Origin of the sequence: Microbacterium lemovicicum (assembly GCF_003991875.1) — a bacterium.
Classification (GTDB): Bacteria; Actinomycetota; Actinomycetes; order Actinomycetales; family Microbacteriaceae; genus Microbacterium; species Microbacterium lemovicicum.
On record NZ_CP031423.1, the window covers coordinates 1,817,838 to 1,839,128 of the forward strand.

Here is a 21,291-nt window from a genome sequence, read left to right on the forward strand (position 1 = left end):
CGCACCGCGGCGACGGCGACCTCACGCGTCGAGGCGCAGGAGCCAGCCGTGCTTGTCCTCGGCGCGCCCGTACTGGATGTCGGTGAGCTCCTGGCGCAGCTCGAGGGCGAGCGTGCCCGTGGGCTGCTCGTCGAAGAAGCCACGGCCCTTCAGCAGCCCGATGGGCGTCACCACGGCGGCCGTGCCGCACGCGAACACCTCGACGATGTCGCCGGATGCCACGCCCTCGCGCCACTCGGTGAGGGAGACGTCGCGGCCCTCGACCTTGTGGCCGCGGTCGACCGCGAGCTGGAGGATCGAGTCGCGCGTGATGCCCTCGAGGATCGAGTCGGACTGCGGGGTGACGAGCGTGCCGTCCTTGTGGACGAACACGATGTTCATGCCGCCGAGCTCCTCGACGTTGCGATCGGCGTCGAGGAAGACCACCTGATCGCACTCGTTCTCGTACGCCTCGGACTGCGGCAGCAGGCTGGCGGCGTAGTTGCCGCCCGTCTTCGCCGCTCCGGTGCCGCCCTTACCGGCGCGGGCGTAGTCCTCGCTGAGCCAGATCGACACCGGCTGCACTCCGCCCTTGAAGTAGGCGCCCGCGGGCGAGGCGATCACGTAGAACGCGACCTTGTGGGCGGGGCGGACGCCGAGGAAGGCCTCCTTGGCGAACATGAAGGGCCGGAGGTAGAGGCTCTGGTCCTCCCCCGATGGCACCCAGGCGCCGTCGGCCGCGATGAGCTCCGTGAGAGCCTGGATGAAGTACGGCGCCGGAAGCTCCGGGAGCGCCAGCCGGCGTGCGCTGCGCTGCAGTCGGCGGGCGTTCTGGTCGGGACGGAAGGTGTGCACCGAGCCGTCGGCGTGCCGGTAGGCCTTGATGCCCTCGAAGATCTCCTGGCCGTAGTGCAGCACCGCCGCCGCCGGGTCGAGCGAGATCGGACCGTAGGGCGAGACGCGCGGACGGTGCCAGCCCCCGCGGACCGACCAGCAGATGTCGACCATGTGGTCGGTGAAGTGCACGCCGAAGCCGGGGGCGGCGAGGATCTCCTCGCGCTGCGCGGGGGACTTCGCGGCGAGGTTGCGGGTGACGGCGAACTCGAGCGGGGCGAGATCGGAGTCCGGGTTGGAGTCGATGAGTGTCATGTCGTGTCCTGAGAGTCGATCGGTGTGTGAAGGCTACGCCTGAAGCCGCGCGGCGACGGCGTCGCCGATCTGCGCGGTGGAACGCGAGGAGCCGTCCCGGGCGGCGATGTCGTCCTCGGCGGCGCGGGTCACGCTGGCCGCCTCGTCTCGCAGCCCGAGGTGGTCGAGCAGCAGGGCGACGGAGAGGATCGCAGCCGTGGGGTCGGCGATCCCCTGACCCGCGATGTCCGGCGCCGAGCCGTGGACGGGCTCGAACATCGATGGGAAGGCGCCGTCCGGGTTGATGTTCCCGGAGGCGGCGAGGCCGATGCCGCCGGTGACGGCGCCTGCCAGATCCGTGAGGATGTCGCCGAAGAGGTTGTCGGTGACGATGACGTCGAAGCGATCGGGGTTCGTGACCAGGAAGATGGTGGCCGCGTCGACGTGCAGGTAGTCTACGGCGACTCCCGGGTGCTCCGCCGCCACGGCGTCGACGATCCGCTGCCACATGCCGCCCGCGTGCACGAGCACGTTCGTCTTGTGCACCAGCGTCAGCTTGTTGCGGCGCCGCTCGGCGAGATCGAAGGCGTAGCGCACGACGCGCTCGATGCCGAAGGCGGTGTTCACCGAGGTCTCGTTGGCGACCTCGTGCGGCGTGCCGCGGCGGATCGAGCCGCCGTTGCCCACGTACGGCCCCTCGGTGCCCTCGCGCACGACGACGAAATCGATCGCGCCGGGCTCCGCCAGCGGTCCCGGCGCACCGGGGTAGAGCTTCGACGGACGCAGATTGACGTAGTGGTCGAGCTCGAACCGCAGCTTCAGCAGCAGCCCGCGCTCGATGTTGGCGTCCTTCAGACGGGGGTCGCCGGGCACGCCGCCGACGGCGCCCAGCAGGATGGCGTCGTGCCCCCGGATGGCCTCGAGATCCTCATCGGTGAGCGTCTCCCCCGTCTCGAGGTAGCGTGCGGCTCCGAGCGAGAAGCGCGTCTTGTCGAAGCGGATGCCGCGGCCCGCGGTCGCAGCATCCAGCACCTTCTCCGCCTCGGCCACCACCTCCGGACCGATCCCGTCGCCGGCGATGACCGCCAGGCGGATGGTCGTGGGGGTCTCGGGGGTCGACATCGCTCTCCTCGGTGGGGCGGGAGCGCGCTCAGGGGGTGACGCGCTCCTTTTTCGGGCGTCCCCCCAGGGTAGTGGCCGCGATGATCGCCGCCACGACGATGAGGCCCGCACCGATGAGCGCGGTCACGCCGACGCCGGCGTCGAAGGCGTGCGCCGCGGCATCCCGCAGCGCCTGCCCCATCGCGCCGTCGAGTCCGTCCGCCGCTGCGACGGCGCCGCCGAGCGTCTCGCGGGCCGCATCGGCTGCCTCGGCGGGGAGTCCGGCCGGCAGCGAGAGGTTCGCGCGGTACAGCGCCGTGAGGAGGCCGCCGAGCACCGCAGTGCCGAGCACCGCGCCCAGTTCGTAGGCCGTCTCCGACACCGCGCTGGCGGCACCGGCCTTCGCGGGCGGCGCGTTGGCGAGGATCAGCTCGTTGGAGACCGTCTCGGCCGACCCGATGCCGATGCCGAGCGCCACGAACGCCGCGATCAGCAGCGGCAGCGCGTTGTCGGCGGCGGTGAGGGCGACGATGACGTAGCCGACCACCGAGAACACCAGGGCGGCGGGTACGACGATGCGGGGCGCGACGCGGCGGGCGATCGGCACGACGAGCAGGCCGGCGGCGATCATGGCCAGGAGACCCGGCAGCAGGGCGAGGCCCGCGTTGAGCGGCGACAGGCCGACGACGAGCTGCAGGTGCTGGGCGACGAAGTACAGGAAGCCGACGAGCCCGACGACGCTGAGCAGGTTCACCATGATGGCGCCGCTGAAGGCCGGCCGGCGGAAGAGCTCCATGTCGAGCATGGGCGTCTCCAGCCGCAGCTGGCGCCGGACGAAGAGCGCCGCGAAGACGAGTCCCACGGCGAACAGCACCGGCGCGACGCTCGCGAGCCCCTCGACGGCGACCTCCTTGATCGCGTAGACGATCGGCACCATGGCGCCCAGCGACAGGGCGATGCTCGCGAGGTCGATGCGGCCCGGCTTCGGATCGCGCGTCTCGGGGACGAGCACGGGCACCAGCACGAGCAGCGGGATCAGCACCGGCACGGCGAGGAGGAAGACCGCGCCCCACGCGAAGTGCTCGAGCAGGATGCCGCCCACGATCGGTCCGAGGGCGGAGCCCGCGGAGAAGCCGGCGGCCCAGACCGCGATGGCGAGGCGACGCTGCTCGCGGTCCGTGAAGATCGTGCGCAGCAGCGACAGCGTGGAAGGCATCAGCATCGCGCCGAAGACGCCCATGAGCGCGCGGGCGGCGATGAGAAGCTCGGCGGACGGCGCGAAGGCCGCGGCCGCGGAGACGGTGCCGAATCCGAGCGCGCCGATGAGCAGCATCCGGCGTCGTCCGAACCGGTCGCCCATGGTGCCCATCGTCACGAGCAGGGCCGCCAGGACGAGCGGGTAGGCGTCGACGATCCAGAGCTGCTGGATGCTGGTGGGCTCCAGGTCCACGGCGATGGCGGGCAGCGCGAAGCTGAGGACGGTGTTGTCGACCGACACCAGCAGCACGGGCAGCATGAGCACCGCGAGGGCCGCCCAGCCGCGCCAGCCCACTCGCTCCTGGCGCTCCGCGCGAATGGCCGCCGTGATCGTGCCGGTCATGTCCTGCTCCATTTCTATACCGTCCAGCCGGTACACTATCAGAATGAGCATGCCCCCGTCGATACGATCGAGCCCATGAGCAGACCTCCCCTCGCCCGAGAGAAGGTGCTCGACGCGTTCGAGGCGCTCCTCGTCGAGGAGGGCGCCCGCGCAGCGACCATGGATGCCACGGCCAAGGCGGCCGGCGTCTCCAAGGGCGGACTTCTCTATCACTTCGCCTCGAAGGACGCGCTGGCGGCCGGCATCATGGAGCGTCTCGTCCGGCTCGTCGACGAGGACGTCGCCGGGATGGCATCCGCGCCCGACGGTCCCGTGGCGCACTTCCTGCGCACGTCCGTGATGGAGAACGACCCGCTCGACCGGGTGATCCTCGCCACGGCGCGACTCGCACAGGGCGGCAGTGCGCAGGCCGCCGACGCGCTGCGCGACATCCGCGAGCGGTGGGCGGCCGCCATCCGCCCTTCGGCGCCCGAGGGCGCCGCGCTCGACCTCGTCATGCTGGTGAGCGACGGGCTCTACTTCAACAACTCGCTCGCCGGGGGGAACATCCCGGGGCCTGTGCCCCGCGGGCCGGCGATGGAGGCGCTCATCGCGCTGGTCGAGCGGGCGATCCGCTCCTGAGGCCGGGCGCTGCGGCCTGCTGCGTTCAGGACGGCGTGATCTCGATCTGGCGGAAGAGGTCGGCCGAGATCGCCGAGCGCACCTCGTCGAGCAGCTCGTCGGGCACCGGCGAATCGACGGTCAGCACGGACAGCGCCTGTCCGCCCGCGTTCCGGCGCGCGATCTGCATGCCCGCGATGTTGATGCCCGCTTCGCCCAGCTTCTGACCGTAGACGGCCACGATGCCCGGCCGGTCGGTGTACAGCATGACGATGTGGTGCTTCTCGATCGGGAGCTCCACGGCGTAGCCGTTGATGTCGACGATCTTCTCGGTCTGCTTCGTGCCGGTCAGCGTTCCCGACACCGACAGCTGCGAGCCGTCGGACAGCGCGCCGCGAAGGGTGATGACGTTGCGGTACTCGTCGCTCACGTCGTCCACCAGCAGTCGCACCTCGACCCCGCGCTGCTCGGCGAGCAGCGGCGCGTTCACGTACGAGACCGTCTCGCTGACGATGTTCGTGAAGACGCCCTTGAGCGCCGCGAGCTTCAGCACGCTGACGTCGTAGCCCTGCAGCTCGCCGTGCACCTCGACGTCGAGGCTCGTCAGCGGCGAGTGGGCGAGGGCGGCGAAGATCTGCCCGAGCTTCTCGACCAGCGGGATGCCGGGCCGCACGTAGGGGTCGATGGCGCCGCCCGCGACGTTCACCGCGTCGGGCACGAGGTCGCCGCCGAGGGCGAGGCGCACGGAGTTCGCGACCGAGACGCCGGCCTTCTCCTGGGCCTCGTCGGTGGAGGCGCCGAGGTGCGGGGTGACGACGACGTTCGGCAGATCGAGCAGCCGAACGGCCGTGCCGCCCTCGACCGGGGGCTCCGACGTGAAGACGTCCAGCCCCGCGCCGGCGATCTCGCCGGTCGTGAGGGCGTCGTACAGCGCGCTCTCGTCGATGAGGCCGCCGCGCGCGACGTTGACCACGTAGGCGGTCGGCTTCATGCGGCGGAACTGCGCCGCGCCGATCATGCCGGTGGTCTCGGGCGTCTTCGGCATGTGGATGGTGACGAAGTCGCTCTGCTCGATCAGCGCATCGAGCTCGACGAGCTGCACGCCGAGCTGCTGGGCGCGCGCGCTCGTGACGTACGGGTCGTAGGCGATGACGCGCATGTCGAACGCCTGCAGGCGTGCGGCGATGAGGGCGCCGATGCGCCCGAGGCCGATGATGCCGACCGTCTTCTCGAACAGCTCGGTGCCGGTGTAGGCGCTGCGCTTCCACAGGCCGTCCTGCAGCGAGGAGTGCGCGGCGGGGATGTGGCGGGCGAGGCTGAGGATGTGGCCCACGGTGAGCTCGGCGGCCGAGATGATGTTCGAGGTCGGGGCGTTGACGACCATGACGCCCGCTGCCGTCGCGGCGGCGATGTCGACGTTGTCGAGCCCCACCCCGGCGCGGGCGACGACCTGCAGCGCGGGAGCCGCGGCGATCGCCTCGGCGTCGATCTTCGTGGCGGAGCGCACCAGCACGGCGGCGGCATCGGCCAGCGCGGCCAGCAGAGCGGGCCGGTCCGTGCCGTCGACGGAGCGGACGTCGAAGTCCGGACCGAGCGCGTCGATGGTGGCGGGAGAGAGTTCTTCGGCGATCAGCACGACGGGCTTGGGCACGAGGGTCCTTCGGGATGCGGTCGGCACGAGCCGACGGGCAGACGGAGAGGAGGCCGTGTCCGACGAGCTCGGGACGGCCGTTTCACCTTATCGCGGGCCGCCCGCGGCCCCCGACCGTATGACGCCGTCAGCCGCCCAGCAGCGAGCCGCCGTACGCGTAGGCGTACGCGAGGATGTTCGTCCAGAACACGGCGACGATGGCGAGCCCGGTCAGCATGATCGCGCAGAACCGGAGCACCCCGCGTCGACGTGCCAGCGCGAACGCGATGCCGAAGGCGACCATCGGGAAGACGACCGCGATCAGCAGCACGATCCAGCCGAGACCGTTGATGCCGAGGGCCCCGGAGGCCTGGTAGATCAGCAGGGTGACGGCGTTCCACACCACGAAGGCGTAGAAGAGCCCGAAGAAGCCGGCGATGGTGGCGACCGCCCAGGTGGGCAGCGCCGACCGGCGCGCCGGAGTGGGCGTGTTCGACGTGACGGCGCTCATGATCCGGCGGCTCCCACCATGACGAAGGGCCAGGGCACCAGCAGGATGACGCCGAGCGCGAGCAGCGCCCAGCGGACCCAGGCGCGGCTCGACCTGGTGAGCCGGTACACGGTGCCGAACCAGATCACCGGGGCCAGCACGGCGAGCCAGAGGGCGACGAGGTTGCCGCCGGTCCACAGCGGCGGGGCGACCCCCGACGGGTCGACCAGGAAGCCGGCCACGCCCTGCAGGCGCGAGCCGCCGATGAGCCAGCCGATCGCGAACAGCAGGTAGACGCCGCCGATGACGCCCAGGGCGAGCAGTGCCGGACTGCTCATCGAGGCGGGGGCCGCAGCATCCTCCGCCGTGACGTCCGCCGTATCGACGGCCGTGGGCGTGGTCTCGGCCGGCACCGGCGCGCCGTCCTTGGTGCCGCGGCCGACGGCGGTGTACCCGCCCGGCAGCGGCTCCGCGCGCGGAGCCGCATCGACGTGCGAGGCCTCGTCGCGGGCGGAGACGCCCGTGTCGAGCGTGGGGTCTTCATCGCCCCAGCTGAGCGCGTCGTCGTCGCGGTCGCGCGGCGTGCGGTCCGATGCCATGGCTTCAGAGTAGCGGTGCACGACGGAGGGCCGGGCCCGTGACGGACCCGGCCCTCCGGTGCGATCGGATGCCGCGGCTCAGCGCGCGGCGGAACCCTCGGTGTAGTCGGAGTCCTGCTGCTTCCAGGCGAAGAGCCCGCGCAGCTCGCGGCCGGTCGCCTCGATCGGGTGGCCCTGCTCCTTCTCGCGGAGCTCGAGGAACTCGGGCGCTCCGGCATCCTGGTCCTTGATGAAGCGCTCGGCGAACGCGCCGGACTGGATGTCGGCCAGCACGCCCTTCATGCTCTCCTTGACGTCGGACGAGATGACGCGCGGGCCGGAGACGTAGTCGCCGTACTCGGCGGTGTCGGAGATCGACCAGCGCTGCTTGGCGATGCCGCCCTCCCACATGAGGTCGACGATGAGCTTCAGCTCGTGCAGCACCTCGAAGTAGGCGATCTCGGGCTGGTAGCCGGCCTCGGTCAGCGTCTCGAACCCGGCCTGCACGAGGTGGCTCATGCCGCCGCACAGCACGGCCTGCTCGCCGAAGAGGTCGGTCTCGGTCTCCTCGGTGAAGGTGGTCTTGATGACGCCGGCGCGGGTGCCGCCGATGGCCTTCGCGTACGAGAGGGCCGTGGCCCAGGCGCTGCCCGAGGCGTCGCGCTCGACGGCGATGATGTCGGGGATGCCGCGACCGGCGACGAACTCGCGGCGCACGGTGTGACCGGGGGCCTTCGGGGCGACGAGGATGACGTCGACCCCGTCGGGCGCGTCGATGTATCCGAAGCGGATGTTGAAGCCGTGGGCGAAGGCGAGCGTCTTGCCCGCGGTCAGCTTGTCCTTGATGGAGTCGCTGAAGATCGAGCGCTGGTGCTGGTCGGGCGCCAGGATCATGATGAGGTCGGCCCACTCGGTCGCGTCGGCGACGGACTTGACCTCGAAGCCGTCCTCCTGCGCCTTCGCGGCGGACTTCGAGCCGTCCTTCAGCGCGATGACGACCTGGACGCCGGAGTCGCGGAGGTTCTGCGCGTGGGCGTGGCCCTGCGAGCCGTAGCCGACGATCGCGACCTTCTTGCCCTGGATGATGCTCAGGTCGGCATCGTCGTCGTACAACATTTCGGCCATGGGGGTATCTCCTTGTTGATTACTCGGGTCGTTGGGGAGCGAAGCGAGATGAGACGCTCGGGGGTGTTCAGCCGCGCAGGACGCGCTCGGTGATGCTCTTGCCGCCACGGCCGACGGCGACGAGGCCCGACTGCGCGAGCTCCTTGATGCCGAAGGGCTCGACGGCCTTGAGGAAGGCCTCGACCTTGCCGCGATCCCCCGTGACCTCGACCACGACGGCGTCGGGGGCGTAGTCGACGATCGACGCGCGGAAGAGGTTGACCACCTCGACCACGCTGGAGCGGGTGGCGTTGTCGGCGCGCACCTTGACCAGGATGTGGTCGCGCTGCACCGACTGGGCGGGGTCGAGCTCGACGATCTTGATGACGTTGACGAGCTTGTTCAGCTGCTTGGTCACCTGCTCGAGCGGAAGCTCGTCGACGTCGACGGCGACCGTGATGCGCGACAGCCCCGGCACCTCCGTCACGCCGACGGCGAGCGACTCGATGTTGAAGCCGCGGCGGGCGAAGAGCCCCGCGACGCGCGTGAGCAGACCGGGCTTGTCCTCCACGAGGAGGCTCAACACGTGGCTGGGCATCTCAGGCCTCCTCGTCGAATGCGGGCGAGTGCTCGCGGGCATACTGCACGTAGCTGTTGCTGACGCCCTGGGGGACCATCGGCCACACCATCGCGTCGGCGCTCACCACGAAGTCGATCACCACGGGGCGGTCGTTCGTCTCCAGGGCGAGCCTGATCGCGGCATCCACCTCGTCCTCGCGCTCCACGCGGATCGCCAGGCAGTTGTAGGCCTCGGCGAGCTTCACGAAGTCGGGGATGCGGATCGATCCCGCGCCGGTGTTGAGATTGGTGTGCGAGTAGCGGCCGTCGTAGAACAGCGTCTGCCACTGGCGGACCATGCCGAGCGAGGAGTTGTTGATGATCGCGACCTTGATCGGGATGTTGTTGATCGCGCAGGTGGCGAGCTCCTGATTGGTCATCTGGAAGCAGCCGTCGCCGTCGATCGCCCAGACGTGACGCTCGGGCTGGGCGACCTTGGCGCCCATGGCCGCGGGCACCGCGTAGCCCATGGTGCCGGCGCCGCCGGAGTTCAGCCACGCGTTCGGGCGCTCGTACTTGATGAACTGCGCGGCCCACATCTGGTGCTGTCCCACGCCGGCGGCGAAGACGCCCTCGGGACCGGTGATCTCGCCGATGCGGGAGATCACGTGCTGCGGAGACAGGAGGCCGTCGGTGGTGGGCGCGTAGCCCAGCGGGAACTCCTCGCGGAGGCCGTCGAGGTACGACCACCACTCCCCCGTGTCGGGCGCCGCGCCGTCGGCGGCCGCGCGGTACGCGGCCTCGAGGTCGACGAGCACATCCTTCAGGTCACCCACGATCGGCACGTCGGCCGTGCGGATCTTGGAGATCTCGGCCGGGTCGATGTCGACGTGCACGACCTTGGCGTGCGGGGCGAACAGAGCCGCCTTGCCGGTCACGCGGTCGTCGAAGCGGGCGCCGAGGGAGACGAGGAGATCGGCCTCCTGCAGCGCGAGCACCGCCGGCACCGTCCCGTGCATGCCGGGCATGCCGAGCTGCTGCGGGTGGGAGTCGGGGAACGCGCCGCGGGCCATGAGCGTCGTGACGACGGGCGCGCCCGTGGCCTCGGCGAGCTTCAGAAGCTCGGCGGACGCCTTCGAGCGGATCACGCCGCCGCCGACGTAGAGCACCGGCTTCTTGGCGGAGGCCAGCAGCTGCGCGGCGGCCTGGATCTGCTTGCCGTGGGCCTTGGTGACCGGACGGTAGCCGGGGAGATCGACCTTGGGCGGCCAGACGAAGGGAGCCTCGGCCTGCTGGGCGTCCTTGGTGATGTCCACCAGGACGGGCCCCGGACGGCCGGTGCCGGCGATCTCGAACGCGGCGGCCAGGGCGCCCGGGATCTCCGCGGCGTCCTTCACCAGGAAGGAGTGCTTGGTGATCGGCATGGTGATGCCGACGATGTCGGCTTCCTGGAACGCGTCCGTGCCCATCAGGGTCGAGAAGACCTGGCCGGTGATGAACACGACCGGCACGGAGTCCATGTAGGCGTCCGCGATGGCGGTCACGAGGTTGGTCGCACCGGGGCCGGAGGTGGCGATCGCCACGCCGACCCGGTTCGACGACGAGGCGTAGCCCTCGGCGGCATGGCCGGCACCCTGCTCGTGGCGCACCAGGATGTGCCGGAGTTCGGTGCTGTCCATGAGCGGGTCGTAGACGGGCAGGATGGCGCCGCCGGGCAGGCCGAAGACGTCGGTGACGCCGAGCAACTCGAGCGAGCGCACGACGGCCTGGGCGCCCGTCATCGTCGGGGCGGCGGAGGAGGTGCGGGCAGGCGGCCGTGGCACGGCCGTGGCGGTATCGACGGGCATTGTGATCGACCTCGATGGAGAGTGAGCGGATGTCGGGGGCCTAGCCCGTGACGGCGCCTTCCGCGGCGGAGTGCACGAGCTTGGAGTACTTGGCCAGGACGCCTCGGGTGTAGCGCGGAGGAAGCGGCTCCCAGCCGGAGCGGCGGGAGCTCAGCTCGGCCTCGTCGACGAGTAGGTCGAGAGTGCGAGCCGCGATATCGACCCGTATCAGATCACCATCGCCCACGAATGCGATCGGACCTGCGTCGACTGCTTCGGGTGCTATGTGGCCGATGCACAGGCCGGTTGTGCCGCCTGAGAATCTGCCGTCCGTCAAGAGTAATACATCTTTCCCGAGGCCAGCGCCCTTGATGGCGGCCGTGATGGCGAGCATCTCGCGCATGCCGGGCCCGCCCTTGGGTCCTTCGTAGCGGATGACGACGACGTCGCCGGCGGCGAGCTCGCCCGCCTCCAGCGCGTCCATCGCGGCGCGCTCGCGCTCGAACACGCGGGCGGGGCCCTCGAAGACGTTCCCGTCGAAGCCGGCGGACTTCACGACCGCGCCCTGCGGCGCCATGGTGCCGTGCAGGATCGTGATGCCGCCCGTCGCGTGGATCGGGTCGTCGAACGAGTGGATGACCGTGCCGTCGACCGGGTCGGGGTTCAGATCGGCGAGGTTCTCCGCGAGCGTCTTGCCGGTCACGGTGAGCGCGTCGCCGTGCAGCAGGCCCTCGTCGAGCATGGCCTTCATGATGACCGGGATACCGCCGTGGCGGTCGACGTCGTTCATGACGTACTGGCCGAACGGCTTCATGTCGGCCACGTGGGGCGTCTTGTCGCCGATGCGGTTGAAGTCGTGCAGGTTGAGCTCGACCTCGGCCTCGTTGGCGATGGCCAGCAGGTGCAGCACGACGTTGGTCGAGCCGCCGAGCGCCATGGCGAGGGCGATCGCGTTCTCGAACGCCTCCTTGGTGAGGATGTCGCGGGTCGTGATGCCCTGACGGAGCAGGTTGACGACGGCTTCGCCCGAGCGGTGCGCGAAGTAGTCGCGACGGCGGTCGGCCGAGGGCGGAGCGGCGGAGCCGGGGAGGCTGAGCCCGAGCGCCTCGGCGACGGAGGCCATGGTGTTCGCGGTGTACATGCCGCCGCAGGCACCCTCGCCGGGGGCGATCGCGCATTCGATGCGCTTGAGGTCGGCCTCGCTCATCTTGCCGGCCAGGCACGCGCCGACCGCTTCGAACGAGTCGATGATCGTGACGTCCTTCTCGGTGCCGTCGGAGAGCTTCACCCAGCCCGGGGCGATCGAGCCGGCGTAGAGGAAGACGCTGGAGAGGTCGAGCCGCGCGGAGGCCATGAGCATGCCGGGGATCGACTTGTCGCAGCCGGCGAGGAGCACGGAGCCGTCGAGGCGCTCGGCCATCATGACGGTCTCGACGGAGTCGGCGATGACCTCGCGGCTGACGAGGGAGAAGTGCATGCCCTCGTGGCCCATCGAGATGCCGTCGGAGACGGAGATCGTGCCGAACTGGAGCGGGTAGCCGCCGCCGGCGTGCACGCCTTCCTTCGCGCCCTGGGCGAGGCGGTCGAGGCTCAGGTTGCAGGGGGTGATCTCGTTCCAGCTGGACGCGATGCCGATCTGCGGCTTGTCCCAGTCGGCGTCGCCCATTCCGACGGCGCGGAGCATGCCGCGCGAGGTCGTGGCCTCGATGCCGTCGGTGACGACACGGCTGCGGGGCTTGATGTCGATGGGGGCGGAGGCATCGTGCTCGGGCATGCTGCGAGTCTATTCCCGCGCGGGCGCCGCCTCTGCCGTCGCGACGGCCCGCAGCCGGGCGAGGACGGCCAGCGCGGACGACAGCGTCGCGGCGTCCGGCACGCGCACCGCCGCGGCCGTGTCGCCCTCCCCCACCCGGATGCCGAGATCGTCGCCGGTCAGGGATCCGAGTGCGTCCTCGTCGGTCGTGTCGTCGCCGGCGAAGAGCACCGCCGTGGCGGAGAGGCGTTCCCGGAGGACGCGGAGCGCAGCATCCTTCCCCTCCTGTCGGAAGGAGTACTCCACGATGCTGTGGCCCGTGCGGCGACGCCACTCCGGCGCCCGCTCGGCGACCATCGCGTCGGCGGTCTCGAGCGCCCGGGCGGCGTCGTCGTCGGAGGCGGCGCGGGTGTGCACGCCGAAGCCGTAGGTCTTCGGCTCCACCCAGACCCCGTCGAGGTCGGCGAGCTCGCCTTCGGCCCTGGACCGCAGCTCGTCGCGGAGGGCGACGGCAGCCGGGTCCTCCTCGGCGACGGCGATCCGCTCGCCCGCGATCAGGAACTCGGCTCCGTGCGAGCCGGCCATGTCGATCGGGCTGTCGTCGGCGTGCTCCGAGATGACGGCCAGGTCCTCGATCGTCCGCCCGGAGACGAGCGCCACGACCGTGCGCGGGAGGGCGGCCAGCGCGTCGACGGCGGCCCGCGCCTCGGGGAGCATCCGGGCCTTCATCGGCTCCTTCTGGAGCAGGGACAGAGTGCCGTCGAAGTCGAGGGCGACGAGCAGGACGTCGGTGCCGGCGATCCGCTCGAGCGCGGCGAGGGTATCGGCCTCCAGGGTCGTGTCGCTGTCGTGCGGGGTCATGATGCGGCCTCCGATCGGGCTGCCGAGTTGCGGGCGCGCGCGGTGTCGAGGGCATCGAGGAAGTCGCGCGACCACTTCTCCACGTCGTTGTCGCGCACCTTCTTGCGCAGCGCCCGCATGCGGCGTCCCTGCTCCGCCGGTGACATCTCGACCGCCTGCATGATCGTGTCCTTGAGGGTGCCGATGTCATGCGGGTTGATGCGCAGCGCGCTTCCCAGCTCGTCGGCGGCCCCGGCGAACTCGCTCAGGATGAGCACGCCCCGGTTGTCGACCCGCGACGCGACGTACTCCTTGGCGACGAGGTTCATGCCGTCGCGCAGAGCCGTGACGAGCATCACGTCGGCGGCGAGGAACAGCGCCACCATCTCCTCGCGCGGGTAGCCCTGATGCAGGTAGCGGATGGCGCTGTGGCCCATCGTGTCGTAGTCGCCGTTTATGCGGCTGACCGTCAGCTCGATCTCGTCGCGCAGCTGCACATAGGCCGCGACGCGCTCCCGGCTGGGGCTCGCCACCTGCACGAGGGTCACGTCCTCGACGTCGAGCCGGCCGTCCTGCAGCAGCTCGCCGAACGCCTTGAGGCGGTGCCGGATGCCCTTGGTGTAGTCGAGCCGGTCGACGCCGAGCAGGATGTGCTTCGGGTTGCCGAGGCTCTCGCGGATCTCGGCCGCGCGGGCGCGGACGTCCTCGCGCCGGGCGAGCTCCTCGTAGGAGGCGGTGTCGATGGAGATCGGGAACGCCCGTGCCACGGCGGTGCGCACGGTGCCGTCGGGCTGCGGCACCGTGATGCCCGACGCCTTCGTCTCGTAGCGGAGCTGGCGACGCACGGCGCGGGCGAAGTTGCCGGCGTCGGCGACGCGCTGGAAGCCGATCACGTCGGCTCCGAGCAGCCCCTCCAGCACCTGTCGGCGCCAAGGCAGCTGCGAGTACAGCCCGTATGCCGGGAACGGGATGTGGTGGAAGTACCCGATCGTGAGATCGGGTCGCGCCTGCCGGAGCAGCTGCGGCACGAGCTGAAGCTGGTAGTCCTGCACCCAGACGGTGCCGCCTTCGGCAGTGGCGGATGCCGCGGCCTCCGCGAACCGCTCGTTGACCTGCACGTACGACTCCCACCACTGCCGGCGGTAGCGCGGTGCGGCGATGACGTCGTGGTAGAGCGGCCAGATCGTGTCGTTGGAGAAGCCCTCGTAGTAGAGCTCGACCTCCTCGTCGGACAGCTCGACCGGCACGAGCTGCGTGCCCTCGAACTCGAACGGCTCCGCCTTCAGCCCGGCGCGGCCGGGCCAGCCGACCCAGGCGCCGTCGGCGCCGCGCATGACCGGCTCCAGCGCCGTGACCAAGCCTCCGGGCGAGCGACGCCACCCGCCGTCGACGGTCTCGTCGTGGTCCACCGGAAGGCGGTTGGCGACGACGACAAGATCAGCCTGCGGCACAAGTGCTCCCCTGTTGCGGATGTCGTTCCAGGCTAACAGCGGGCCCCGGACCGGACAGGGGGTTGCGAGCGCGGTCGCGCGCCGTCGCCGTGTCAAGTCCCGTTCGCATGCCGGGACGGGCGCTACCGTGGGGGAATGCGCAAGTACCTCTTCGGAACCGGTCTCATCAGCGCCGTCACCGGCGGCGTCACCCTGCTGCGCGGACTGCGGGACGACGAGCCGTTCACGTGGCGCACCGCACTCGGATGGGCCAGCTGGGCCATCACGCTCGCCCTGGCCATCGGCGCCGTCGTCGACACGCGCCGGGCGTCGCGCGGCAAGCTGGTCGCCGGTGACAGCCCGCGGGCGGGCGAGCAGGCCAAGCTGCTGAAGAAGCGCCTGAAGGGCTGACCCCTCAGCGGGTGAGGATCAGCGCCTCACCCTGACCGCCGCCGCCGCAGAGGCCCACGGCCGCCGTGCCGCCGCCGCGGCGCACGAGTTCGTGCACCGCGTGCACCACGAGCCGGTTGCCGCTGGCACCGATCGGGTGGCCGATCGCGATGCCTCCACCGTGGATGTTCACGACGTCATCGGACACGCCGAGCTCGGTCTGCGAGCGCGCGACGACCGCACCGAAAGCCTCGTTGATCTCGACGAGGTCGAGGTCGTCGGCCGTGATGCCCTGGCGGTCCATGGCCTGGGCGATCGCCCGCGCCGGCTGCGCGTGCAGCGAGTTGTCCGGTCCGGCGACCTGGCCGTTGGCGCCGACCGTGGCCAGCACGTCCCACCCGTGGGCCTCGGCGGAGCCGCGCGTCGTCAGCACGACCGCAGAGGCTCCGTCGGAGATCTGCGAGGAGTTGCCCGCCGTGATCATGCCGCCCTCGGCGAAGGCGGAACGCAGCTTCGCCAGCGTCTCGACCGTCGTGTCGGGGCGGATGCCCTCGTCGGCGGTGACGGTGACCGCCTCGCCGCGCTTCTGCGGCACCTCGACCGGGATGATCTCCGCGTCGAAGACGCCGGCCTGCTGCGCGGCGGCCGCACGCTGGTGAGAACGGGCGGCGACGGCATCCTGCTGCTCGCGGGTCACCTCGTAGTGCGGGTTCAGCCGCTCGGTCGACGCGCCCATGCTCTCACGGTCGTAGGCGTCGGTGAGGCCGTCGTAGGCCATGTGGTCGAGCACCTCGATGCTCCCGTAGGCGTAGCCGTCGCGCGATCCCATCAGCAGGTGCGGAGCGCGGGTCATCGACTCCATCCCGGCAGCCACGACGACGTCCGCGTCGCCGACGCGGATCATCCGGGCGGCGTCGATGATGGCGGTGAGTCCCGAGAGGCAGACCTTGTTGACGCCGGAGGCCGGCACGTCCCAGCCGATGCCGGCCGCGATCGCGGCCTGTCGCGCGGGGTTCTGGCCGGAGCCCGCCGGCAGCACCTGGCCGACGATCACGGCGTCGACGTGCTCCGCGTCGATGCCGGCGCGCTCGAGCGCGCCCCGGATGGCGAGGCCGCCCAGCTGCGGGGCGGTGAAGGAGGCCAGCTGACCCTTCAACCGGCCCTGCGGGGTGCGTGCGGCGGCGACGATGACGATGTCCTGGGCGTCGGTCATGAGAGCTCCTCAGGTGAAGTGGAGGCGGTGACGGTCAGTCCGTCGGCCAGGATGAGCGGCGGCTGGGTCGCGGCGACGACCTCGTCCACGGTGACGCCGGGGGCGGTCTCGACCAGCACGAGGCCGGCGGGCGTGACGTCGATGACGGCGAGGTCGGTGATGATCCGATCGACCACGCCTCGCCCGGTGAGGGGCAGCGAGCAGGTGTCGACGATCTTCGCGGAGCCGTCGCGCGCGACGTGCTCCATGAGCACGATCACCGTGCCCGCGCCGTGGACGAGGTCCATCGCCCCGCCCGGGCCCTTGACCATCTTCCCGGGGATCATCCAGTTCGCGAGGTCGCCCGAGGCCGACACCTGCATGGCGCCGAGGATGGCCGCGTCGATCTTGCCGGCGCGGATCATGCCGAAGCTCGTCGCCGAATCGAAGAACACCGCGCCGGGCAGCGTCGTCACCGTCTCCTTGCCCGCATTGATCAGGTCGGGGTCGACGGCGTCCTCGGTCGGGTAGGGGCCGACGCCGAGGATGCCGTTCTCCGACTGCAGCACCAGCGTGACGCCGTCGGGCACGTGGTTGGGCACCAGGGTCGGCAGGCCGATGCCGAGGTTGACGTACGAGCCGTCGGCGAGCTCTGCGGCGGCACGGGCCGCCATCTGTGTGCGGGTGAGTGCCATGTCAGCTGACCTCCGTGACGGTGCGACGTTCGATGCGCTTCTCGATGCCGGTGCCGACCTCCACCACGCGGTGGACGAAGACGCCGGGCAGGTGGACGGCGTCGGGATCGAGCTCGCCCGGCTCGACGAGCTCCTCCACCTGGGCGATGCAGACCCGGCCGGCCATGGCCGCGAGCGGATTGAAGTTGCGCGCCGCCTTGTTGAACACCAGGTTGCCGAAGCGGTCGCCGCGCAGGGCGTGCACGAGTGCGAAGTCGGTGACGATCGCCTCCTCGAGCACGTACTCCCGCGCCGTTCCGTCGACGTCGAAGGTGCGCACGTCCTTCGCGGGCGAGGCGACCGAGATGCCGCCCGATCCGTCGTAGCGGCGCGGGAGCCCGCCCTCCGCGACCTGGGTGCCCACGCCGGTCTGCGTGAAGAAAGCGGCGATGCCCGATCCGCCGGCGCGCAGCTTCTCGGCCAGCGTGCCCTGCGGCGTCAGCTCGAGTTCGAGCTCGCCGGAGAGGAACTGACGCTCGAACTCCTTGTTCTCGCCGACGTACGAGGAGGTCATCTTGCGGATGCGCCGTGCGCTCAGCAGGATGCCGAGCCCCCAGTCGTCGACGCCGCAGTTGTTGCTGACGATGCTGAGGTCGGTCGTCCCCTGCGCCAGCAGCGCCTCGATCAGCGCGATCGGGTTGCCGGAGAGTCCGAATCCGCCGACGGCGAGCGACGCGCCGTCGGGGATGTCGGCGACGGCCTCAGCCGCCGAGCCGTAGGTCTTGTCGATCACGCGCACTCCTTCGTCGTCGGACCCATTCATCCTCGTCGCCGAACAGCGCCGCGTCACGCCGGGCGTTGCCATGTGGAAGGCACGACGCCTAGTGTCCATATCGTGGACACCGCGAGAACCTCCGTCCCCGGCGCGCAGGCGGTCGCCCGCGCCGCGCGTGTGCTCCGGCTGGTCACCTCCGGGGGCGCGTCCGGGGTCGCCGTCACCGACGTCGCCCGCGACGCAGGGCTGACGAGGCCGACCGCTCACCGGCTGCTGGCCGCCCTCGCCCACGAAGGGCTCGTCGACCACGACGAGCGGACGGGACGGTGGATGCCCGGGCCGGAGCTCTTCCTCATGGGCACGGTGGCGGCATCCCGCTACGACATCACCGATGTCGCGCGTGACGTCGTGCGCTCCCTCGCCGTGCGCACCGAGGAGAGCGCCTTCCTGTCCGTGCGCCGCGGTGACGAGACCGTCTGCCTCCTGCGCGAGGAGGGGAGCTTCCCGATCCGCTCCTTCGTGCTGAGCGAGGGCGTGCGCTTCCCGCTCGGGGTCGCATCGGCGGGGCTCGCCATCCTCGCGTTCCTTCCGCCCCACGATGTGGACGCGTACCTCGACCGCCACCCCGACATCGGAGAGCGGTGGGGTGCGGCGCACGACCCCCGGCGGCTGCGGCCTCGGCTCCGCGAGACGCGCGAACGCGGTTACGCCGTGAACCCGGGACTCATCGTGGAGGGGAGCTTCGGGCTCGGAGCGGCGGTGTTCGACCGGAGCGGGCACCCGCAGTGGGCGCTGAGCCTGACGGGCGTGGAGTTCCGGTTCGGGCCCGACCGCATCGCCGAACTCGGACGCACGCTCCTCGCGCACGCCCACCAGCTCACGACCCGCGTGGCCGCCTCGCATCGCTGACATCGACGGCTGCGCGGTGGTCCGCCGAGATCTCGGCCCGCACGGCCTCCGCGACGGCGTCGGCGCCACGGTCGGACAGGACGATCGTGTAGTGGTTGACGTCTGCCACGGGCAGGTGCCGCAGCCCGGGCACCGCCGCGACCTTGTGCGACAGCCGTTCCGCGGCGTACAGCGCCGGCACCTGGTCGAGCAGGCCGCGCTCCGCGCTGAGGAGGATCACCGGATGCTGCGGCCGCGACTGGGCGGCGGAGATGTCGTGTCCGGTGTTCTGGTCGAGCGAATCCTCTTCGAGCGTGGCGTACGACGTCGACGGCCGGAGCTCGGGCGCCTCCCCCACGAGGTCGTAGGCGAGGTAGGCCTCGAGGGCGGGCGACCAGTCCCGGGCGAAGGCGGGGTGCGCCCGCCAGAAGTCCAGGTAGTCCTGCTCTGAGGCGAATCGCCGTGACAGCCGCTCGGCGGTGGGGCCGAGCACCAGCCGGATGACCTCGTCGGTCGGCATGTCCTCCGGCAGGTCCAGCGGCAGACCGCCGTCCACGAGGACGAGCCGCGACACGCGCTCCGGGTGACGCTCCCCCAGCACCAAGGCCACGAACGCGCCCATCGAGTGACCGGCGACGACGGCGGTGTCGACGTTCAGTGCGTCGAGCACGGCGACGAGGTCGTCCGCGTGGGCCGCCATGCCCGCCGCACCGGCGAGGCCGGCGCTGCGGCCGCGACCGCGGAGGTCGGGGGCGATGACCCGCGCCCGCGGGAGCCGCTCGGCGACGAGCTGCCACGACAGATGCGAGGCGGTGACGCCGTGGACGAGCAGCACGGCGGGTGCAGCATCCGCTGACGCCCGCTCGCTCTCCTCCGAGGGGGTCGGCTCCCACACCCCCACGCGCAGGTCGCCGCCGGGGACGGCGACGTCGAGGGTGCGATGGCGTTCGTACAGGGCGCTCATAGAGCCCACACGCTACCCGCGCTGTCGTCGTGGCGGCGGTAGTGACCCCGGTTACATACCTGAGGTATATACTTTGGGTATGAGTCGTTCAGAAGACATCGAGAGGATCGTCGTCGCCGCGCAGGTGCTGACCCGCATCGCCGCCGTCGAGACACGCAATGAGGCGCCCGCCGCGCAATGGCGGACGTTGAACATCCTGCGCGCGGAGGGGCCGCTCCGCCTGGGAACGCTCGCCTCCCTCAGCCGCATCACGCAGCCGGGGATGACGCGGCTGGTGGCTCAGCTGGCCGATGCGGGGCTCGTCACCCGCGCCAGCGACCCCGACGACTCGCGCGCGACGGTCGTGGAAGTCACCACGGACGGCCTCCGGGCGCTCGACGCCTGGCTCGTGCAGCTGCGCGATGCGCTCGAGCCGATGTTCGACGACCTCGATGACGACGACTGGGCGGCGCTCTCGCGGGTCGCCACGATCCTGTCCGAGCGCACCTCCTCCCGGGTGGAGGTCGCTCGATGAGCGGCGGCGCATCGTCCGGCGTGTGGCGCCAGCCGGCACAGGTCTGGGCGGTCGCCTTCGCGTCTGTCGTCGCCTTCATGGGGATCGGGCTCGTCGATCCCATCCTCCCCGCGATCGCGGAGTCGCTGCAGGCCTCCGCCGTGCAGACCGAGCTTCTCTTCACGAGCTATCTGCTCGTCACGGGACTCGCGATGCTCATCACCAGCTGGGTCTCCAGCCGCATCGGCGCCAAGCGGACGCTGCTCATCGGTCTCGCCCTCATCGTCGTGTTCGCCCTCCTGTCCGCGACCGCGGGCAGCGTCGACGCGATCATCGGCTTCCGCGCGGGCTGGGGCCTGGGCAACGCGCTCTTCATCTCCACGGCGCTCGCGACGATCGTCGGCGCCGCCTCCGGCGGCAGCAGCGCGGCGATCGTGCTCTACGAGGCGGCGCTCGGGCTCGGCATCGCCATCGGCCCTCTCCTGGGCGGTCTGCTGGGCGAGCTCAGCTGGCGCGGACCGTTCTTCGGCGTCGTCGCCCTCATGGCCATCGCCTTCGTCGCGGTGCTCGTGCTGCTGCGGGGGCCGAGTGAGCCGCGACAGCCCGTCTCGCTCGCGGCACCCTTCCGTGCCCTGCGTCAGCCGGCCCTCGCCGTGCTGGCCATCACGGCCCTGTTCTACAACATCGGCTTCTTCGTGCTGCTGGCCTTCTCGCCCTTCCCGCTCGGATTCGGTGCGATGGGCATCGGCCTGACCTTCTTCGGCTGGGGCCTGGGCCTGGCGATCACGAGCGTCTGGGTGGCGCCGTGGATGATGCGTCGGATGCGGCGCACCACCGTCATCCTCATCGTCCTCCCGCTCCTGGCGGTAGACCTGCTGGCCGCGGCGCTGTTCTCGAGCGACCCCGCGGGTCTCGTGACGTGCATCGTCGTCGGCGGCCTGCTGCTCGGAGTGATGAACACCGTGCTCACGGAGTCGGTCATGGAGGCCACCGACCTTCCCCGCTCCGTCGCCTCGTCGGCGTACTCCGCGGTGCGGTTCCTCGGCGGTGCGGCCGCCCCGCCGATCGCGGCCGCGCTGTGGCACGCCTTCGACGCGCGCGTGCCGTACGTCTTCGCCGCGGCATCCGTCCTCATCGCCGCCGCCACCATCCTGATCGGGCGCCGAGCCCTCGCGCGCGTCGACGAGCGCGAGGCCGATCAGGCGGACGAAGCGGTCTCGGTGCTGGTGGGCGACGCCGCCTGATCTCCCCCGTTCCGCGACGCCGTCGGGCTGACCCGGCGGCGTTGCGGTGCGCGG

Annotated in this window: 21 protein-coding genes; 5 read left to right on the forward strand and 16 right to left on the reverse strand. The window is 71.1% G+C overall.

Features of this window, described 5'->3' with window-relative positions; genetic code table 11:
* Nucleotides 1-21 precede the first annotated feature (21 nt).
* Genes CVS47_RS08505 through CVS47_RS08515 form a run of 3 tightly spaced genes read right to left on the reverse strand, consistent with a single transcriptional unit; the run spans nt 22 to nt 3,808 of the window.
* A complete protein-coding gene (locus CVS47_RS08505) occupies nt 22-1,128 on the reverse strand; it encodes a branched-chain amino acid aminotransferase (protein ID WP_127095700.1) in 1,107 nt (368 codons plus the stop codon).
* 33 nt (nt 1,129-1,161) lie between these two features.
* Complete coding sequence (locus tag CVS47_RS08510) at nt 1,162-2,229, reverse strand: 3-isopropylmalate dehydrogenase (protein WP_127095701.1); 1,068 nt, start codon at nt 2,227-2,229, stop codon at nt 1,162-1,164.
* Between the two features lie 28 nt (nt 2,230-2,257).
* Nucleotides 2,258-3,808 carry an MFS transporter gene (locus tag CVS47_RS08515; protein ID WP_206502861.1) on the reverse strand — a complete coding sequence of 517 codons (1,551 nt, stop codon included), beginning with the start codon at nt 3,806-3,808 and terminating at the stop codon, nt 2,258-2,260.
* 75 nt (nt 3,809-3,883) lie between these two features.
* Here CVS47_RS08515 and CVS47_RS08520 point away from each other — a divergent pair, with 75 nt between their 5' ends.
* Entirely contained in the window at nt 3,884-4,429 is a 546-nt protein-coding gene (locus CVS47_RS08520; RefSeq protein WP_127095702.1) for a TetR/AcrR family transcriptional regulator, read from the forward strand.
* Between the two features lie 25 nt (nt 4,430-4,454).
* On the opposite strand, the gene serA is transcribed toward CVS47_RS08520, so the two are convergent.
* From serA to CVS47_RS08565, 9 genes are all read right to left on the reverse strand, one after another.
* A complete protein-coding gene (serA, locus tag CVS47_RS08525) occupies nt 4,455-6,059 on the reverse strand; it encodes a phosphoglycerate dehydrogenase (protein ID WP_127095703.1) in 1,605 nt (534 codons plus the stop codon).
* A 127-nt stretch (nt 6,060-6,186) separates the two neighbouring features.
* On the reverse strand, nt 6,187-6,549 hold the full coding sequence (locus CVS47_RS08530; RefSeq protein WP_127095704.1) for a bacitracin resistance protein: 363 nt from the start codon (nt 6,547-6,549) through the stop codon (nt 6,187-6,189).
* Nucleotides 6,546-7,127, reverse strand: a complete 582-nt coding sequence (locus CVS47_RS08535; RefSeq protein WP_127095705.1) for a DNA polymerase III subunit gamma/tau — start codon at nt 7,125-7,127, stop codon at nt 6,546-6,548. Before CVS47_RS08535 ends, CVS47_RS08530 begins: the two co-directional genes overlap by 4 nt.
* Nucleotides 7,128-7,205: 78 nt before the next feature.
* On the reverse strand, nt 7,206-8,231 hold the full coding sequence (gene ilvC / locus CVS47_RS08540) for a ketol-acid reductoisomerase (protein ID WP_127095706.1): 1,026 nt from the start codon (nt 8,229-8,231) through the stop codon (nt 7,206-7,208).
* Nucleotides 8,232-8,298: 67 nt separating this feature from the next.
* On the reverse strand, nt 8,299-8,808 hold the full coding sequence (gene ilvN, locus CVS47_RS08545; RefSeq protein ID WP_127095707.1) for an acetolactate synthase small subunit: 510 nt from the start codon (nt 8,806-8,808) through the stop codon (nt 8,299-8,301).
* Nucleotide 8,809: 1 nt separating this feature from the next.
* Nucleotides 8,810-10,615, reverse strand: coding sequence for an acetolactate synthase large subunit (locus tag CVS47_RS08550; RefSeq protein WP_127095708.1), 1,806 nt, complete (start codon nt 10,613-10,615; stop codon nt 8,810-8,812).
* 40 nt (nt 10,616-10,655) lie between these two features.
* Nucleotides 10,656-12,368: a dihydroxy-acid dehydratase gene (ilvD, locus tag CVS47_RS08555; RefSeq protein WP_127095709.1), complete on the reverse strand. Its 1,713-nt coding sequence runs from the start codon at nt 12,366-12,368 to the stop codon at nt 10,656-10,658.
* 9 nt (nt 12,369-12,377) lie between these two features.
* Nucleotides 12,378-13,208: a trehalose-phosphatase gene (otsB, locus tag CVS47_RS08560; RefSeq protein WP_127095710.1), complete on the reverse strand. Its 831-nt coding sequence runs from the start codon at nt 13,206-13,208 to the stop codon at nt 12,378-12,380.
* On the reverse strand, nt 13,205-14,638 hold the full coding sequence (locus CVS47_RS08565; RefSeq protein WP_127095711.1) for an alpha,alpha-trehalose-phosphate synthase (UDP-forming): 1,434 nt from the start codon (nt 14,636-14,638) through the stop codon (nt 13,205-13,207). The genes otsB and CVS47_RS08565 overlap by 4 nt, the downstream gene beginning before the upstream one ends.
* A 135-nt stretch (nt 14,639-14,773) precedes the next feature.
* Between CVS47_RS08565 and CVS47_RS08570 the strand changes: the two genes are divergently transcribed.
* The gene (locus tag CVS47_RS08570; RefSeq protein WP_127095712.1) at nt 14,774-15,028 is read left to right on the forward strand and encodes a hypothetical protein; all 255 of its coding nucleotides are present in this window, start codon (nt 14,774-14,776) and stop codon (nt 15,026-15,028) included.
* 4 nt (nt 15,029-15,032) lie between these two features.
* Here CVS47_RS08570 and CVS47_RS08575 read toward each other — a convergent pair whose 3' ends face one another.
* From CVS47_RS08575 to CVS47_RS08585, 3 genes are read right to left on the reverse strand one after another with little or no spacing between them, the layout of a single operon-like run.
* Entirely contained in the window at nt 15,033-16,220 is a 1,188-nt protein-coding gene (locus tag CVS47_RS08575) for an acetyl-CoA C-acetyltransferase (protein WP_127095713.1), read from the reverse strand.
* Nucleotides 16,217-16,894: a 3-oxoacid CoA-transferase subunit B gene (locus CVS47_RS08580; protein WP_206502583.1), complete on the reverse strand. Its 678-nt coding sequence runs from the start codon at nt 16,892-16,894 to the stop codon at nt 16,217-16,219. The genes CVS47_RS08575 and CVS47_RS08580 overlap by 4 nt, the downstream gene beginning before the upstream one ends.
* A 1-nt stretch (nt 16,895) precedes the next feature.
* Nucleotides 16,896-17,666: a CoA transferase subunit A gene (locus tag CVS47_RS08585; protein ID WP_127095714.1), complete on the reverse strand. Its 771-nt coding sequence runs from the start codon at nt 17,664-17,666 to the stop codon at nt 16,896-16,898.
* Nucleotides 17,667-17,768: 102 nt separating this feature from the next.
* Here CVS47_RS08585 and CVS47_RS08590 point away from each other — a divergent pair, with 102 nt between their 5' ends.
* Nucleotides 17,769-18,557 carry an IclR family transcriptional regulator gene (locus CVS47_RS08590; RefSeq protein WP_127095715.1) on the forward strand — a complete coding sequence of 263 codons (789 nt, stop codon included), beginning with the start codon at nt 17,769-17,771 and terminating at the stop codon, nt 18,555-18,557.
* On the opposite strand, the gene CVS47_RS08595 is transcribed toward CVS47_RS08590, so the two are convergent.
* Nucleotides 18,526-19,500 (reverse strand): alpha/beta hydrolase, encoded by a 975-nt coding sequence (locus tag CVS47_RS08595; RefSeq protein ID WP_127095716.1) that lies wholly within the window; start codon nt 19,498-19,500, stop codon nt 18,526-18,528. The two genes, CVS47_RS08590 and CVS47_RS08595, sit on opposite strands and share 32 nt — an antisense overlap.
* Before the next feature lie 79 nt (nt 19,501-19,579).
* On the opposite strand from CVS47_RS08595, the gene CVS47_RS08600 reads away from it, so the two are divergent.
* Nucleotides 19,580-20,014 (forward strand): MarR family winged helix-turn-helix transcriptional regulator, encoded by a 435-nt coding sequence (locus CVS47_RS08600; protein ID WP_127095717.1) that lies wholly within the window; start codon nt 19,580-19,582, stop codon nt 20,012-20,014.
* Entirely contained in the window at nt 20,011-21,237 is a 1,227-nt protein-coding gene (locus tag CVS47_RS08605) for an MFS transporter (protein ID WP_127095718.1), read from the forward strand. Before CVS47_RS08600 ends, CVS47_RS08605 begins: the two co-directional genes overlap by 4 nt.
* Nucleotides 21,238-21,291: the final 54 nt, after the last annotated feature.